This is a genomic window from Bradyrhizobium sp. AC87j1 (assembly GCF_002936975.1).
GTDB lineage: Bacteria > Pseudomonadota > Alphaproteobacteria > Rhizobiales > Xanthobacteraceae > Bradyrhizobium > Bradyrhizobium shewense.
In genome coordinates, this window is sequence record NZ_PTFE01000037.1 from 20,725 (window position 1) to 37,203 (window position 16,479).

At 65.0% G+C, this 16,479-nt stretch carries 14 protein-coding genes; 10 read left to right on the forward strand and 4 right to left on the reverse strand.

Features of this window, described 5'->3' with window-relative positions; genetic code table 11:
* Nucleotides 1–46: 46 nt before the first annotated feature.
* Genes CV770_RS20020 through CV770_RS20040 form a run of 5 tightly spaced genes read left to right on the forward strand, consistent with a single transcriptional unit; the run spans nucleotide 47 to nucleotide 6,765 of the window.
* Nucleotides 47–2,131, forward strand: coding sequence for a hydantoinase/oxoprolinase family protein (locus CV770_RS20020; RefSeq protein WP_091956406.1), 2,085 nt, complete (start codon nucleotides 47–49; stop codon nucleotides 2,129–2,131).
* Nucleotides 2,132–2,133: 2 nt separating this feature from the next.
* A complete protein-coding gene (locus tag CV770_RS20025; protein WP_104463535.1) occupies nucleotides 2,134–3,792 on the forward strand; it encodes a hydantoinase B/oxoprolinase family protein in 1,659 nt (552 codons plus the stop codon).
* Nucleotides 3,793–3,823: 31 nt separating this feature from the next.
* A complete protein-coding gene (locus CV770_RS20030; protein ID WP_104463536.1) occupies nucleotides 3,824–4,825 on the forward strand; it encodes a TRAP transporter substrate-binding protein in 1,002 nt (333 codons plus the stop codon).
* A 10-nt stretch (nucleotides 4,826–4,835) separates the two neighbouring features.
* Nucleotides 4,836–5,429, forward strand: coding sequence for a TRAP transporter small permease subunit (locus CV770_RS20035; RefSeq protein ID WP_104463558.1), 594 nt, complete (start codon nucleotides 4,836–4,838; stop codon nucleotides 5,427–5,429).
* A gap of 31 nt (nucleotides 5,430–5,460) precedes the next feature.
* Nucleotides 5,461–6,765 (forward strand): TRAP transporter large permease, encoded by a 1,305-nt coding sequence (locus CV770_RS20040; protein ID WP_091956409.1) that lies wholly within the window; start codon nucleotides 5,461–5,463, stop codon nucleotides 6,763–6,765.
* 1,084 nt (nucleotides 6,766–7,849) lie between these two features.
* Here the strand turns inward: CV770_RS20040 and CV770_RS20050 are convergent.
* Nucleotides 7,850–8,494 (reverse strand): glutathione binding-like protein, encoded by a 645-nt coding sequence (locus tag CV770_RS20050; RefSeq protein WP_091956410.1) that lies wholly within the window; start codon nucleotides 8,492–8,494, stop codon nucleotides 7,850–7,852.
* Between the two features lie 102 nt (nucleotides 8,495–8,596).
* Between CV770_RS20050 and CV770_RS20055 the strand changes: the two genes are divergently transcribed.
* Nucleotides 8,597–9,259: a TetR/AcrR family transcriptional regulator gene (locus CV770_RS20055; RefSeq protein ID WP_104463537.1), complete on the forward strand. Its 663-nt coding sequence runs from the start codon at nucleotides 8,597–8,599 to the stop codon at nucleotides 9,257–9,259.
* 188 nt (nucleotides 9,260–9,447) lie between these two features.
* On the opposite strand, the gene CV770_RS20060 is transcribed toward CV770_RS20055, so the two are convergent.
* Complete coding sequence (locus CV770_RS20060; RefSeq protein ID WP_161500009.1) at nucleotides 9,448–11,415, reverse strand: methyl-accepting chemotaxis protein; 1,968 nt, start codon at nucleotides 11,413–11,415, stop codon at nucleotides 9,448–9,450.
* Between the two features lie 312 nt (nucleotides 11,416–11,727).
* Nucleotides 11,728–12,693, reverse strand: coding sequence for a 2-hydroxyacid dehydrogenase (locus CV770_RS20065; RefSeq protein WP_104463538.1), 966 nt, complete (start codon nucleotides 12,691–12,693; stop codon nucleotides 11,728–11,730).
* A gap of 140 nt (nucleotides 12,694–12,833) precedes the next feature.
* Here CV770_RS20065 and CV770_RS20070 point away from each other — a divergent pair, with 140 nt between their 5' ends.
* From CV770_RS20070 to CV770_RS20085, 4 genes are all read left to right on the forward strand, one after another.
* Nucleotides 12,834–13,202, forward strand: coding sequence for a YciI family protein (locus CV770_RS20070; protein ID WP_028140339.1), 369 nt, complete (start codon nucleotides 12,834–12,836; stop codon nucleotides 13,200–13,202).
* The gene (locus CV770_RS20075; protein ID WP_104463539.1) at nucleotides 13,199–14,491 is read left to right on the forward strand and encodes an RNA polymerase sigma factor; all 1,293 of its coding nucleotides are present in this window, start codon (nucleotides 13,199–13,201) and stop codon (nucleotides 14,489–14,491) included. Before CV770_RS20070 ends, CV770_RS20075 begins: the two co-directional genes overlap by 4 nt.
* A gap of 169 nt (nucleotides 14,492–14,660) precedes the next feature.
* A complete protein-coding gene (locus CV770_RS20080; RefSeq protein WP_091956414.1) occupies nucleotides 14,661–15,200 on the forward strand; it encodes an SRPBCC family protein in 540 nt (179 codons plus the stop codon).
* A 30-nt stretch (nucleotides 15,201–15,230) separates the two neighbouring features.
* Nucleotides 15,231–15,644 carry a VOC family protein gene (locus tag CV770_RS20085; protein ID WP_091956415.1) on the forward strand — a complete coding sequence of 138 codons (414 nt, stop codon included), beginning with the start codon at nucleotides 15,231–15,233 and terminating at the stop codon, nucleotides 15,642–15,644.
* Nucleotides 15,645–15,757: 113 nt separating this feature from the next.
* On the opposite strand, the gene CV770_RS20090 is transcribed toward CV770_RS20085, so the two are convergent.
* Nucleotides 15,758–16,120, reverse strand: a complete 363-nt coding sequence (locus CV770_RS20090; protein WP_104463540.1) for a hypothetical protein — start codon at nucleotides 16,118–16,120, stop codon at nucleotides 15,758–15,760.
* Between the last annotated feature and the right edge of the window lie 359 nt (nucleotides 16,121–16,479).

Here is a 16,479-nt window from a genome sequence, read left to right on the forward strand (position 1 = left end):
CTGCGCTTTCGACCTCAGACTTGACGATCAGCGCGGAGAATTTGGAATGCTTGAGGGAGCCGAGGTGCGGCTTGCCGTCGATATCGGTGGCACGTTCACCGACATCGTGCTGGACGTGGGTTTGGATCGCAAGACGCGCAAGCTGCTGACGACGCCGCAGCGTCCCGAACAGGCCGTGCTGGACGGCATGCGTCTCATTCTCGCAGACGCGCGCGCGCATATCAGCGACATCGACGTCTTCATTCACGGCACCACGCTGGCGACCAACGCCATCATCGAGCGCCGCGGTGCCAAGACGGCCCTGATCGCGACCGAAGGCTTTCGCGACGTGCTCGATATCGGCACCGAGAGCCGCTATGATCAATATGATCTCGGAATCGACAAGCCGAGGCCGCTGGCGCCGCGCAGCCTGCGTTTCACCGTGCCCGAGCGCGTCGACGCCCACGGCGCCGTCCGTCTCGCGCTCGACGAAGCGGCGGTGCGTGCACTCGCGCCGAAATTGCGTGAGCTGGGTGTCCAGAGCGTCGCGATCGCCTTCCTGCACTCCTACGCCAACCCCGAGCACGAGCGACGTGCGGCCGCGATCCTGGCCGAGGAGATGCCGGGCATCTCCGTGACCGTGTCTTCGGCCGTTTGCCCGGAGATTCGCGAGTATGAGCGCACATCGACAGCGGTCGCCAACGCCTATGTGCAACCCCTGATCGACGGTTATCTCGCCCGCATGGCCGACGCCTTGCAGGTCGAGCAGTTCCGCGGCGCCATTTATCTCGTCACGTCAGGTGGTGGCGTCACTTCGATCGAGACGGCACGGCGCTTTCCGGTGCGTCTCGTCGAATCCGGGCCTGCCGGCGGCGCGATCTTCGCGGCCCAGATCGCGGCGCGTCTTGGCGAGAGCAAGGTGTTGTCCTTCGACATGGGCGGCACCACGGCAAAGATCTGCCTGATCGAAAAATATCAACCCGAGACCTCGCGCGTGTTCGAGGTCGATCGCGCCGCACGTTTCCTTAAAGGCTCCGGCCTGCCGGTGCGCATTCCCGTGATCGAGATGGTCGAGATCGGCGCCGGCGGCGGCTCGATCGCCCATGTCGACGCGATGAAGCGCGTCACCGTCGGGCCCGAGAGTGCGTCGTCCGAGCCGGGCCCGGCCTGCTATGGCCGCGGCGGCCAGCGTCCGGCCGTGACCGATGCGGACGTAGCGCTCGGCATGATCGATCCCGATGCGTTCGCAGCCGGCACCATCAAGCTTGACCCGGAGCTGTCGAAGCAGGCGCTGCTGCGTGATGTCGGCGAGCCGCTCGGCTTGTCGGCAGAGACTGCGGCCTATGCCGTGCACGAGGTCGTCTGCGAGAACATGGCAAGTGCGGCGCGTGTCCATGCGGTCGAGCGCGGCGAGATTGTCGGCCAGCACACGCTGATCGCCTTTGGCGGCGCCGCGCCGTTGCATGCGGCGCGCGTTGCCGAGAAGATCGGCGTTTCCCGCGTGATCGTGCCCTCCAATGCCGGCGTCGGCTCGGCCGTCGGTTTCCTCGCGGCACCGATCGCCTATGAGCTCGTGCGCAGCCGACATGTCCGGCTCGATGATTTCGACACTGAAGCTGTGTCGGATCTCCTGCAGGAGATGGTGACCGAGGCGCGCGCGCTGGTCGAGCCTGGCGCTGCCGGTGCGCCGGTGCGCGAGCGACGTGCCGCCTTCATGCGCTATGTCGGCCAGGGCCATGAGATCTCGGTCGAGCTGCCGAACCGGCGGCTGACGGGGGCCGATCTCGCCGGCCTGCGCCAGAAGTTCGAGGCGGACTATTCCGCGATGTTCGAGCGGCCGATTCCGGGCGCTGCCATCGAGGTGTTGAGCTGGTCGGTGCTTGCGACCACCGAGGCGCGCAATCCGTCCACCGTTGCCGCCGTCACACGCAAGCCTGCCGGCAAGGCTATCGGCAGCCGCAAATTCTTCGACGGCCGCGCCGGCGAGGTGATCGAGATCCCGCTCTATCGCCGCGAGGACATGGCGCCGGGGGCGACCATCGCAGGCCCGGCCGTGATCGCGGAGGACGAGACCTCCACCTTCGTCTCCACCAGTTTTGACGCCCATATCGACGGTGCCGGCAGCATCGTCATGGAACGAAAGGCGGCTTGATCATGAGCAAGGCAAGTGGCGCGAGCCTGATCGACCTTCAGATCATGTGGCACCGGCTGATCGCCGTGGTCGAGGAGCAGGCCCAGGTGCTGCTCCGCACCGCCTTCAGCCCGATCGTGCGCGAATGCGGCGACCTCTCGGCTGGCGTGTTCGACCTCAAGGGGCGGATGCTGGCGCAGGCGGTGACGGGCACGCCCGGTCACGTCAATTCGATGGCGGAATCGGTCAAGCACTTCATCAACCACTTCCCGATCGAGACGATGAAGGAGGGCGATGCCTACATCACCAACGATCCCTGGATGGGCACCGGTCATCTCAACGACTTCGTCGTCACCACGCCCTGCTTCAAGGACGGCAAGCCGGTCGCGCTGTTCTCCTGCACCAGCCATCTGATGGACATCGGCGGCATCGGCTTCGGGCCTGACGCCACCGACGTGTTCATGGAGGGGCTCTACATCCCCATGCTGAAGCTGATCGACCAGGGCGTCGTCAACGAGACGCTGATGGCGATGATCCGCACCAACACGCGGCTGCCGATCGATACCGAAGGCGACACCTATTCGCTCGCGGGCTGCAACGACGTCGGTTGCGAGCGACTGGTCGAGATGATGACCGAGTTCGGCATCGACACGCTCGATGAGCTCGGCGATTACATCTGCGACCGCTCCCGCGAGGCGGTTCTCGCCGAAATCGCAAAGCTGCCGAAGGGCAGCTGGCGCAACACGATGGTGGTCGACGGCTATGATGCCCCGGTGACGCTGGCGGCGACGCTGACGATCTCGGATGCGGGCATCCATGTCGATTTCGACGGCACCTCCGCGGCCTCGAAGTTCGGCATTAACGTGCCCTTGTCCTACACCACCGCCTATACCGTGTTCGGCCTCGGCTGCGTCGTGGCGTCGCAGATCCCGAACAATGCCGGCTCGCTGTCGCCGCTGACGGTGTCGGCACCCGCAGGCGCGATCCTCAATGCACCCAAGCCCGCGCCGGTCGCCTCGCGCCACATCATCGGCCAGATGCTGCCCGACGTCGTGTTCGGCTGCCTGCGTCAGATCATTCCCGAGCGCGTGCCCGCGGAAGGCACCTCGTGCCTGTGGAATCTCAACGTCCGCGGCCAGACCCGCTCCGGCGTCGGCGGCAACTACGGATTCTCGATGGCGGTGACCTCCAATGGCGGCACCGGTGCGCGCTTCGGCAAGGATGGGCTGTCGGCCACCGCCTATCCTAGCGGCGTGCGCGGCACGCCGGTCGAGATCGCGGAGACGCAGACGCCTTTGATCTTCTGGCGCAAGGAGCTGCGTCCGGATTCCGGCGGGGCAGGGCGCACCCGCGGCGGCCTCGGCCAGATCATCGAGGTCGGCAGCGGCGTCGATGCGCCCTTCGACATCCTGGCGGCGTTCGACCGCATCGATCATCCGCCGCGCGGGCGCGATGGCGGCAAGAACGGCGAGGCCGGCTATGTCGGCCTCAAGTCTGGAAAAAAGCTGCGTGGAAAAGGATTTCAGCAGGTGCCGCCGGACGACCGGCTTGTCGTGCTGACGCCCGGCGGCGCCGGCATCGGTGCTCCCACGACGCGCGATCGCGCGGCGGTCAAGGACGACATCGAAAGCGGCCTCGTATCTTCGGACAATGCGGCTGCAATTTATGGGTACGCGCGCTGAAGTCAGTGCGCTTGTAAACGGAGGGGGAGCAATGATCACGCGACGGAACTTCACCGCGGGCGCAGCGACGCTGCTCGCCGCCGGCCACATCTCGACCCGCGCCCGGGCAGCGACGACAAGCTGGGACATGTCGACGGTCTGGCCCGACGGCAATTTCCACACTCAGAATGCGATGGCCTTCGCCGAGGAGGTGAAGAAGCAGACCGGCGGCTCGGTCGCGATCACCGTGAAGGCCGGTGGCCAGCTCGGCTTCAAGGGACCCGAGCATTTGCGCGCCGTGCGCGACGGCCTGGTGCCGCTCGCCGACGTTCTCAACATCCAGCAGGTCGGCGACGAGCCCTTCATGGGCGTCGAGAGCATCCCGTTCCTCTGCGGCTCCGTGGACGAGTTGAAGGTCCTGCACAAATATGTGCGGCCCGAATACGAGAAGATCGCTGCACGCAACAACCAGAAGATCCTCTACATTGTGCCCTGGCCGACGCAGTATCTGCACCTCAAGGCAAAAGTCGCCGACGTCGAGGGTCTGAAGAACATCAAGATCCGCGTGCCCGACAAGAATGCGGTCGATATGCTGAATGCGGTCGGCATGGCCGCCGTGATGATCCCCTGGGGCGAAACGATTCCCGCGCTCGCCTCCGGCGCGGTGGCCGGCGTCTCCACCTCGTCGGTATCGGGCGTCGACGGCAAGTTCTGGGAATTCCTGAAATACGTCTACCCGACCAACCACGTCTGGTCGTCGCAGATGCTCACCGTCAATCTGGATTCCTGGAAGGCGCTCGGCGCCGATCAGCAGAAGCTCGTCGCGGATATCGCGGCGAAGATGGAGCCCGGCTTCTGGGCCAACTCGCTCAAGGCCGACGTCGACAGCCTCAACCGCCTCAAGGAGGGCGGCATGGAGGTGGTGCCGGTCTCGGACGCGATGATGACGGACATTCGCGCCAAGACGGCGCCGCAGCTGGATGCCTTCATCAAGCGCGTTCCGGCTGCGGACAAGCCGGTACGGTCCTATCTCGCTGAAATGAAGCGCGGCTGAGGGCGGAGTGGTGGTGAGCGTTTCGTCCGAAGCACCGCAAAGCCTCAACGCAGCGGCGCCCGCGCCGCTGCGTATCCTGCTCGACGGCATCGACCGGCTCGGCCGCCTCGACGGCTGGATCGGCGGCGGTTGTCTCCTGACGCTGACGCTGCTGATGCTGTGCGAGGTCGCAACGCGCTTCCTCTCGAATTTCCTGTCGTTCTTCCCGCCGACGATCTCGATTGCCTGGGAGTACTCGTCTTATCTGATGGCGGCGTCCTTCACCTTCGGCGCCGCCATGACCCTGCGCGTCGGCGGCCACATCCGCGTCGTGCTGTTGCTCAAGAATGCACCAGTGCCGGTGCAGCGCGCGCTCGAGATTCTCTCGGCGGCCGCCGGCTTCGCCTTCATGGCGTTCCTGACCTCAGCCATGGCGAAGTTCGCCTTTGCCGCGTATACGCGCGGCCAGGTCTCGACCTCGAGCGATACCCCGCTGTGGTTTCCGGAGGCCGTCGTCACCTTCGGCATGCTGCTGCTCACGCTGCAATTCCTGGCACGCGCGATCCAGGCCGTGATCGGTCTGCCGCTGGAGGATCATCGCATGAAAGCCTCTCCCGTCGAATGACCGCAGCGCCCGCACCCGGATTCAAGATCGCATGACCATCGAAGTTGTCGCCCTGTTCGCGATCCTGTTTGCGCTGCTGGCCTGCGGCGTGTGGATTGGCCTCACTCTCGCGCTCACCGCGACGCTTCTGCTCGCGATGTTCCGCTCGATCCCGCTCGACAAGCTGTTGCCGCAGTACGCCTGGAACATCCTGACCACGCAGGAACTGCTGGCGCTTCCGCTGTTCATCCTGATGGGCGAGCTGCTGTTTCGCACCCGCCTGTCGCGCTCGCTGTTTCAGGGGCTGGCGCCCTGGGCCGGGCTTCTGCCGGGCCGGCTTCTGCATGTCAACGTGATCGGCTGCACCATCTTCGCGGCGATCTCCGGTTCGTCGGCCGCGACCACGCAGGTGATCGGCCGCATGTCGCTCAACGAGCTGCTGCGCCGCGGCTATTCGCGCGACATCGCGATCGGCTCGCTCGCCGGCGCCGGCACGCTCGGCTTCCTGATCCCGCCGTCCAACATCATGATTATCTACGGTGTGCTCGGCGACGTCTCGATCCTGAAGCTGTTCACCGCCGGCGTGCTGCCCGGCCTGCTGCTCGCCGCCACCTTCATGGGCTGGGTGATGCTGCATACGAGCCTCAAGCCCGCGATGGTGCCGGAAACGGAAGCGAAGCTTTCGCAGGTGCCCTGGAGCGAGCGCTTCGCCGCGCTGAAGGACCTCGCGCCGGCGCTGTTCCTGATCGCCTGCGTGCTCGGCTCGATGTATGGCGGGCTCGCGACGCCGTCGGAAGCCGCCGCCGTCGGCGTGCTCGGCGCGGCGCTGGTCGCCTGGGCGCAGGGCTCGATGTCGCAGCAGGTGATGCGCGACGTGCTGATCGGCTCGGTCGTGACCTGCTCGATGATCGCGCTGATCGTGCTCGGCGCCTCGATCCTCGGTAATGCCGCGGCCTTCCTCGGCATCCCTCAAGCCGTGGCCGCCTTCGTCAAGGGGCTCGGCCTGTCGCCCTTCATGCTGATCGTGGTGCTGGTCGTCTTCTACCTGATCCTCGGCTGCTTCCTCGACGGCTTCTCGATGATCGTGATGACTTTGCCGATCGTGCTGCCCATCGTGAAGGGGGCGGGATTCGACGAGATCTGGTTCGGAATCTTCCTCGTGCTCGCGGTCGAGATGGCGCAGATCACGCCGCCCGTGGGCTTCAACCTGTTCGTCATCCAGGGCCTCACCGAGGACGGCCTCGGCTACATCGCGCGTGTCACGTTGCCCTATCTCATGATCATGGTTGGCTTCGTGCTGCTGCTGACGCTCTGGCCCGGCATCGTCACGATTTTACCGCGGGTGCTGTACGGGTAATCAACGTCTCGTCGCCGACTTTTTCAATAGCTCCCAGCCAGGCCGCCCGGCTCTCCCACCTACCATCCGTTGTGGTGTCCGACGGCCAAAACACGCCAACGCTGGGTCGATAGCTCCTTACAAAAATATTCGAATTTACAGAAGTTCGGTTTTGCCGTACAAGCTGAAGCATCCCGCCCGCCACAAGGGGCGTTTCGCGATCGTCACGGGACGCGGGCCGGGATGCGGTGGCCGACGGCGTCGGCGCGAATGGTGGCTGCAGGGCGGGAGACCGTGAGCAGCGGCAGGCGCGATACGACACGGCGCTGACAGCATCTTCGAATGGCCTCGACGGCGAGCGCACGCCAGCCGTGGAGAACCCAGCGAGGATGTGCGCGGACGAAGAAGTCGTGTGGTCCTGACGCCCGGGGTCTGTGCGTCAAGTCCTGCGGAGATGTGGCGGCCAACCGGCGCGCGCATCGATTATTCCCGCAAGGCGACGGGGGCAATAGTGCATCGCTCCCCGAGGAGAGCACGAAGGACACCGTGAAAACCATCGCGCAGGGAAGGCCGGGCGACCGGCATCACCTGTCGTCCACCCCGTGCGCGCTTCTTTTCGCACACGCGGGACTTCGGGTGCCAGCCGGCGCCCGGCCTTCCCTGCGCCCTTGCTTTCGAGAGGGCGGAAGAGATCAGCAAAGCTCGGGCGAAACAAGCCGCGAGAACGCGAAGGTATGTGCAGATGAAACGATGTCGTAGGATGGGTGGAGCCCTTGCGAAACCCATCATGTTTCAACGTGGAACAAGCGTTGATGGGTTTCGCTTCGCTCTACCCATCCTACGAACTATCGCCAAACAACGGTCTCATGCCCCGGACGCAGCGAAACGCGCCCGGCGATGCGAAGCGTCGATGGTTGCAGTGCGCTGCAGAGCCGGGGCCAATGCATCAGCGGAATGTGCGGCCATCTGGGTCCCGGCTCTGCGCAGCAGCGTAAGAACGCTGCAGCGCGTCCGGGACACGAGAGAGGCGCGCCAAACGTTGTCCCGGCTTGTCGACCGGGACGACGTCTTGCGCGAGCAAGAGCGAAGGGGTGTTCAGTTCGGCCTACGCCGCCGCCTTCTTGCGCGCGAGCTCGGCCTTGTACAGCTCGAACTCTTCCGCAACCGCCTTCGCAACTGACGGCCGCTGGCGCAGGCGCTCGTAATAGGCCTTCACGTTCGGCCATTTCGCGAGCTCGATCGGCGGCGTCGCCATGGTCCAGTTGATGACCGTGACCAGATAGGCGTCGGCGACGCTGAAATGATCGAGCAGGAAGTCGCGCCCCTTCAGGTAGTTGTCGAGATAGTCGAGCCGCGACAGGTTCTTCTCGAGGGCATAGGCCTTGGTCTCCTGCGGCGCCTTGCGGTCGAGCAGCGGGATGAAGAGGCCCTTATGAAGTTCGGTGCCGATGAAGCATAGCCATTGATGCAGACGCGTGCGATCGATGCCTGCCGCGGCGCCGAGCCCGGATTGCGGGAAGCGGTCGGCGACGTATTGCAGGATTGCCGCGTTCTCGGTCAGAACCACGCCCTCGTCGGTGCGCAGCGTCGGCACCAGGCCGATCGGATTGACGGCGCGGAAGTCGGAGCCGTCGCTCAGCACGGTCTTGGTCGGCGGGTCGACCTCGAGATATTTCGCCTCGGCACCGGCTTCATACAGCGCGACGCGGGTTGCCATCGAACAGGCGAGCGGCGAGAAATAGAGATCCATCTGTAGCCTCCTTGGGCAATTCCTGAGATTTCGCTCAACCTGGCCAGATTGATTTTTGTACCATCTTGCATAATATGGGGTCGGTCAAGGATTATTTGCGAAATGGTACAAAAATCGAAGCCGCCAGCTGCTGCCAATGAACCCGAGGGCCGCGGCCAACCTAAGCGCCGCGGCCGTCCGCGCGCCTACGAGCCCGACGTTGCACTCGGCAAGGCGCTCGACCTGTTCCGAAAGCAGGGTTTTGCCGCGACTTCGCTCGACGATCTCAGCGAGGCCACCGGCATGAATCGCCCGAGCCTTTACGGCGCCTTCGGCGACAAGCGCGAGCTCTACATCAAGAGCTATCAGCGCTACCGCGAGGAAGCGCGGGCTTCGATGGCCGCGATCTTCCGCGAGGAAATGCCGGTGCGTCAGCGGCTGGAACGCATCTTCGCCTCCGCGCTGAACATCTATCTCTCGGGCGAGACCGGTCCGCGCGGCTGCTTTACGGTGGTGACCGCGGCGTCAGAGGCCGTTGGCGATCCCGAGATTCGCGCCATGGTGCTCGACGGTCTCACCGAGCTCGACAAGGCTTTTGCAAACTGCTTCCGTCGCGCCAAGGAGAACGGCGAGCTGCCGGAGAGCGCCGATCCGGTCGTGCTGGCACAGGTCGCATCAGCCACAGTCCACACCATCGCCATCCGCTCCCGCGCGCGCGTGGCGCGCAAGGAGCTGGAGGCGATCGTGAAGGGCGCGATTGATGTGATGGTGGGGACCAAGCCCTAGCTGTCGTCCCGGACAAGCGCAGCGAAGCGGAGCGAAGATCCGGGACCCAACCCCAGGGAGGGGTTTGGCGAAGATTCGGAGCTGAGGGGTCTTCGGTACTAGAACAGAGCGCTATCGAGCGATCACGCGGTATGGGTCCCCGCGTTCGCGGGGACGACACCGAATTGGCCGCGCTGGTCCTCGTCCAGTTACGCAGCCCGGATCTGCGCGAGGAAGCGATCCACCTCGTCCCGCAGCCGCTGCGACTGCTTCGACAGCTCGATCGCCGAACCCAGCACTTCCTCCGCCGCCGTGCCCGTTGCGGCGATGCCGGCAGTGACACCGGAGATGTTCTGTGAGACCTCGCCGGTGCGGGCGGCCGCCTGCTGGACGTTCTGTGCGATCTCCTGCGTCGCCGTGCCCTGCTGGCCGACGGCTGCGGCGATCGCGGCGGAGATTTCGTCGACCTGCTGGATCGTCGCGCAGATCGACTGGATGCCGTCCACAGCGCCTGATGTCTCGCCCTGCACCGCGTTGACCTGCGCCCCGATCTCCTCGGTCGCCTTCGCCGTCTGCGTCGCCAGTGCCTTGACCTCGGAAGCGACCACGGCAAAGCCGCGGCCGGCTTCGCCCGCGCGCGCCGCTTCGATCGTCGCGTTCAGCGCCAGCAGGTTGGTCTGGCCCGCGATGCCGTTGATGAAGGAGACGACGTCGCCGATCTTCTGCGCAGCCTCAGCCAGGCTCTGCACACGCGCATTCGACTGCCGTCCGTCGCTGGCGGCCTTGCCGACCACCTCGGTCGCATGAGCCAGACGACGGCTGATCTCCGTCATTGAGGAAGACAGTTCCTCGGCCGCTGCCGCGACGGTCTGCACGTTTTCAGAGGCAAGCGCCGAGGCGGACGACACGGCGCCGGTTTGCTGTCGGGACTGCTCGACGATGGCCGACATCGACCGCGCCGTATGCTCCATCTCGACCGCAGCTGAGGACACCGTGGTGACGACGTCGCGGATGCTGGCCTCGAAATTGTCGGCAAGGGCGGCGAAGGCGCGCCGCTTCTCCGCTTCGGACTGCGCCTTGGCCTCCAGCTGCTCGGCCTGAAGCTTGCCAAAATTGACGGCGTTGTCGCGGAACACCGCGACCGCCTTCACCATCGCCCCGACTTCGTCGTTCGCCTTGCTGGCGGGGATGGTGACGTCGGTCCGGCCGTCTGCGAGCTCACGCATGACGGACGTGATGGAGAGGATCGGACGCGAGATGCTGCGGGCGATGAGATAGCCGACGATGGCGGCAAGCAAGAGCCCGATCGCGGCGATCGCGATCGCGAGCATCCAGGCGCGGTCGGCCGAGGCCTCGTAATCGGCATTGTCCATCACCAACTCGACGGCGCCGAGCGGCTTTCCGGAAAAATCCTTGATCGGGCCGAGCAGCGCTGCCACCGGCGTGTTGTCGAGCTTGGCCCGCTTCACCGTGAAGTTGCCTGTGGTAGCGCGGCCGTAATCGGCCGCGTCGAAGAAGCTCTTGCCCTTCAGCGTGCCGCCGAACAGCTTGAAGCCCGAGCCGTCGGCGAGGTGGAAGGCGACGTCGACATGGCGGTTGGTCTTGAAATCGTCGAGGAAGGACTGGCCGAAGGTCAGGCCGAATTCGACCGAGCCGAGATGCTTAGCCCCTTGCGCGATCGGCACCACGCCGCGGATGCCGAGCCCGGCGACGCCGCCTTCGAGGCCGACCACGACCTTGCGATCTTGGTTGGCGACGACGACGGTCTTGCGGAATCCGCTGAGGTCGTCGCCGAACTTGGCGGGCTGGTGCACGCGCAGGAACGAGGTCGCTGGCGCCACATGGAACTGGAATTGCTCGACACCGTATTCCGATTTGGTCGCGGCAAAGACCGGCCCGAACAGGGCTATCAGGGCGTTGCGGTCCTGCTTGGCCATCGCATCCTGCGTCGCCGGCATCGCGGCCACGACCGTGCTCATGGCGGCGGCCCGGTGCGATTCCTCGGCGATGCGCGACTGAAGGGCATCATAATGGCTGTGCAGCTCGCGCTGGTCGGCGCGGTCGATGATCCCCGCGATGATCCACATCGCCCCGAGCACCGCAAACAGGGCGGTTGCCGCCGCCGTCACCGCGAGGGCAACCGTGATCCGCATCCTGAGGCCGAGGCTCGCGCGCATGTCCGACTCGTTGTTTGAGCGTTGGTTAACAACGCTTATCAACTTCTCGCTAAGAGAGGGTGAACGGGATACCGGCGGAGCGCGGTGGTTGTGGGGGAGGGGAAGCCATCCGCCAAAACAAAGGCGTCGTCCCCGCGAAGGCGGGGACCCATAACCCCAGGGAGGAGTTTGCCGAAGACTCGTCGTTCGGTACCGCTTCTGTTTGCGATCGAGAGATCACGCGGTATGGATCCCCGCGCCCGTGCGCAATTGCGCACTAGGCGGGGACGACACTGAACATGAGGCGCCAGCGTTCGCAAAATCCCGAGAGCCTCAATAACCCCTGGCCCGGTCCACCACGTTCTCCAGCGCGCCGCCGGCCTCGAACCGTGCGATCTGCTCGGCGACATAGGCCGAGATCGCGTCCGCGTCGGTGTCGGCTGCGTTGTGGGGCGTCAGCACCACCTTGGGATGGGTCCAGAACCGGCTGTCCGCCGGCTGCGGCTCCTGCACGAAGACATCGAGCGAGGCGGCGCCCAGCGTGCCTTCATCGAGGCAGGCGAGGATGTCGGCCTCGTTCTGCAGGCCCCCGCGGCCGGCATTGATCAGCACCGGCGCGCCGAGCGGGCTGTTGCGGTTGAGCTTGGTGAAGACGTCGCGGTTGAGGATGCCGTGCGTGTCGGGCGTCAGCGGCAGCAGGCAGACCAGGATGTCGGTCTTGCGCAGGAAGGCATCCATGCCGGCGGTGCCATGGAAGCATTCGACGCCGTCGATCGTGCGCGGGCTGCGGCTCCAGCCGGCGACGCGGAAGCCGAGCCGGCGCAGCACGTCGGCCGCATCCGCTCCTAACGTGCCAAGCCCCATGATCCCAACCGTGACCGCGCTCGCCGGCCATTGATATTTCGGCTCCCAGCGTTTTGCCCGCTGCGAGTCTCGCAAATAAAGCTCCTGGCGGTGGTGCATCAGCACATGCAGCACGACATATTCAGTCATGCGGTTGGTGAGGTCAGGCACCGCGACCCGGACCAGCGGCACATTTGGCAGGCTCTTGTCCGCCATCAGCGCATCGACGCCGGCGCCGAGATTGAAGATCGCCCGCAGATTGGGGAAGGCGCCGAGATCGCCGGGCACCGGCTTCCACACCGTGGCATAGTGCACCTCGGCGGGATCGAGCGTGGGATCCGGCAGCAGCACCACACGGCGGCCGCCGCAGACAGCATCAAACCGGGCCTTCCAGCGCTCCGGCAACCAGTTCTGCTGCGTGCTGTTGATCAGGACGGCCAGTGTGCCCTTGGTCATTCGAAGTGCCTCGTCGGGTTCCGCTTACGAAGGCCCTCCTTGGCACGATCTGCCGGATTTTTCTTGCAAATTTTTTCCGCAGTCCTGTCGGGGCGGGGCATATTGGCGCGTCTTTAGAACAGACGAGGAAAGTGTCGCCTATGCTTTATGCCATCCTTTGCTATCACGATGAGGACTTCGTCGGCTCCTGGAGCAAGGAGCAGGACGAGGCCGTGATGAAGAAGCTCGCCGTGGTGCAGGAGAAGCTCACCCAGCAGGGCCGGCTCGGGCCGGTCGCGCGGCTGCTGCCGACCACGGCAGCTGCGACCTTGCGCAAGGAAGATCCGCCGCTGGTGCTGGACGGCCCCTATGCCGAGACCAAGGAGCAGCTGCTCGGCTTCTACATCGTCGACTGCAAGAATCTCGATGAGGCGCTCGACGTCGCGCGCGACCTTGGCGCTGCCAATCCCGGCGGCGCCTATGAGGTGCGTCCCGTCGGCGTGTTCCGGCCCGGAGGAAATTTGACGTGAGCGAGACCGACACCGGCTGGATCGAGACCGCGCTGACCTCGGCGCGACCCCAGGCGGTCGGCGCGCTGCTGCGTTATTTCCGCGATCTCGACACCGCCGAGGAGGCGTTCCAGAACGCCTCCCTGCGCGCGCTCAAGACCTGGCCGCAGAACGGGCCGCCGCGCGATCCTGCGGCCTGGCTGATCATGGTCGGCCGCAATGCCGCCATCGACGAGGTGCGCCGGACCCGCAAGCAGCAGCCGCTGCCGGAGGACGATCAGGCGATCTCCGATCTCGACGACGCCGAAGGCGCGCTGGCCGAACGGCTGGACGGCTCGCACTACCGCGACGACATCCTGCGGTTGATGTTCATCTGCTGCCATCCGCAATTGCCGGCGACGCAGCAGATCGCGCTGGCGTTGCGCATCGTGTCGGGGCTTACCGTGAAGCAGATCGCGCGCGCCTTCCTGGTGTCGGACGCGGCGATGGAGCAGCGCATCACCCGCGCCAAGGCGAAGGTCGCCGAAGCCGGGACGCCGTTCGAAGCGCCCGGCGCAATCGAGCGCTCCGAGCGGCTCGCCGGTGTCGCGGCGATGATTTACCTGATCTTCAACGAGGGCTATTCGGCGAGCGGCGACACCGCGGAGATACGCAAGCCACTCTGCGAGGAGGCGATCCGGCTGGGGCGCCTGCTGCTCAGGCTGTTTCCGAGCGAGCCGGAGATCATGGGGCTCACGGCGCTCATCTTGCTGCAGCATGCGCGCAGTGCCGCGCGCTTTGCCGCGGATGGCTCGCTGATCCTGCTGGACGACCAGGACCGCTCGCTGTGGAACGGCACCATGATCGCGGAAGGGCTGGCGCTGATCGACAAGGCGATGCGCCACCGCCGCAGCGGGCCCTATCAGATCCAGGCCGCGATCGCTGCATTGCATGCCCGCGCGTCGACGCCGGAGGAGACCGACTGGGCGCAGATCGACCTGCTCTATGGCGCGCTTGAAGTTGTGCAGCCGTCTCCCGTGGTGACGCTCAACCGCGCGGTCGCGGTCTCGAAGGTGCAAGGGCCGCAAGCCGCGCTCGATCTGATCGAGCCGCTTGCGCCGAAGCTCGCCAACTACTTCCATTTCTACGGCGTGCGCGGCGCCTTCCTGATGCAGCTCGGCCGCAACGACGAGGCGCGTGTCGCCTTCGACCGCGCCATCGCACTTGCCAACACGTCCGCAGAGGCGGCCCACATCCGCATGCACATCGATCGCCTGATCCGGGACAGCCAGCCGAAGTCCGGCGCGCGGCAGGGCGCGAAAGTGAAGTGACGCCGCACGCGTCATTCCGGGATGGTCCGAAGGACCAGACCTCAGGTGCGCAATAGCGCACCATAGTTCACCCTTCGGGTGCCCCGGAATGACGGCAGAATAATTTCGTCGTCAATTGTCGGCCTCCGCCATTCCCGTTCGTCCTAAGCCCGTATCCACGGAGCTCCTCATGCTGAAAGCCGTTGCCATTATTGCCATCCTGCTCGCCGCCGCACTTGTGGGCGTCCTTGCCTTCGCCCTGACAAAGCCTGACACCTTCCGCGTCGAGCGAAGCCTCGCGGTGAAGGCGACGGCCGGTGCGATCTATCCGCAGGTCGCCGATTTCCGCCGCTGGACCAACTGGTCGCCCTATGAGACCCGCGATCCCGCCATGAAGCGCACCTTCGGTGGATCTGAGGGAGGCAAGGGCGCGACCTATGCCTGGGACGGCAACAACAATGTCGGCGCCGGCCGCATGGAGATCCTCGAGGCGACCGGGCCGTCCAAGCTTCGCATCAAGCTCGATTTCGAGCGGCCGTTCGAAGGTCACAACACCGCCGAGTTCACCTTTGTGCCGCAAGGCGATGCCACTCTGGTCACATGGGCGATGTACGGTCCGGCTCCGTTCATGTCCAAGATCATGCAGGTGTTCATCAACATGGACAGCATGATCGGCAAGGATTTCGATGCCGGCCTCGCCAGCCTGAAGAAGCTGACCGAGAAGCAATAAGCCTCACTGCAAACGAAGAGGAGAGAAACGATGCTCAACGCTTATCTGTTCTATCAGGACACCTGCGAAGCTGCGTTCAACTTCTACGCCAAGGTCCTGGGCGGCAAGATCGACGCCATGATGCGGTCATCGGACGCGCCGCCGGACATGCCCGCCGCGCCCGGCCGCGAGAAGATGATCATGCATGCGCGGATGTCGTTGCCCGACGGCAGCGTATTGATGGCCTCCGATGCGCCGGCCGAGCACTTTCACAAGCCGCAGGGCTTCTCGATCTCGCTCACCGTCAAGGATCCCGCAGATGGCGAGCGTAAGTTCAACGCGCTCGCCGAGGGCGGCAGCGTCACCATGCCGTTCAGCAAGACGTTCTGGGCCAAGGGCTTTGGCATGTGCGTCGACAAGTTCGGCATTCCCTGGATGGTGAACTGCCCGGCCGAAGGGATGTGACAGGCGCGACCGCCTGCATGATCAATTGAGTCGCGATCCCCTCTCTCCAGTGTTGCGGGAGAGGGGACGCCTGGATTTATCGCGCGTCATACCCGGATCGGTCGTGAGCTCGCTCAACGGATCGATCCGGTCGCGTCCTCGCTTTGCTGCGGCGACTGAACGCAGCGAGGGCAGATCACGAGCTTGGTGCCGAGCCGCTTGTCGTTCTCGGCTTCGATCTCGTCATGGATCGCCCACCACGCCTCCGAGTATGGCCGCAAGGTGCCGAGCACTCGTTCCCGTTCCTGATTGGGATCAGCTGCCGCGGGCGCGGGGTTCGTCGCGCGCCGCTTTGCGACATGTGGGCGATTCGAGCCTTTGTTGGGGTCCTGGCCGAGGCCATCCCATGCGATCGGGCGGCGCTCCTGCGCCGGTGCGTCTGCACATCCAAGCAGCGCTGTGCAGAAAGTAAGCAAGATGAAGCCGCGTCGTATCATGCCGGACCCAAAGTTCGATGCGCAGTGCGCAAGCTTCCGCACGGGAAACTTGCATCGCGTCGGTCAAATGGAACTTAAGGCAAACGGTTGGCCGGCGTGGCCGAGCAATGAACGCACGATTCGCATCACTTTGCGGGAGCACTGAGGCCGCTTCGTGAAACCATGCGGACTGCATCGCACAACAATTGACGCAATATTGGGCTGTAATCTGCACGTCAGAATCGCTATTGGTGACTCACAAAATCTAAAAAGCTGGGGTGGACGTCACTTGGAAGGGGAGCGACCGATGGCGGCGGCGCTACAGATCAATTTTGCCCTGTGGGGGATGCTTATCTGCGTCAGCATGAAGCTGGGGCCGG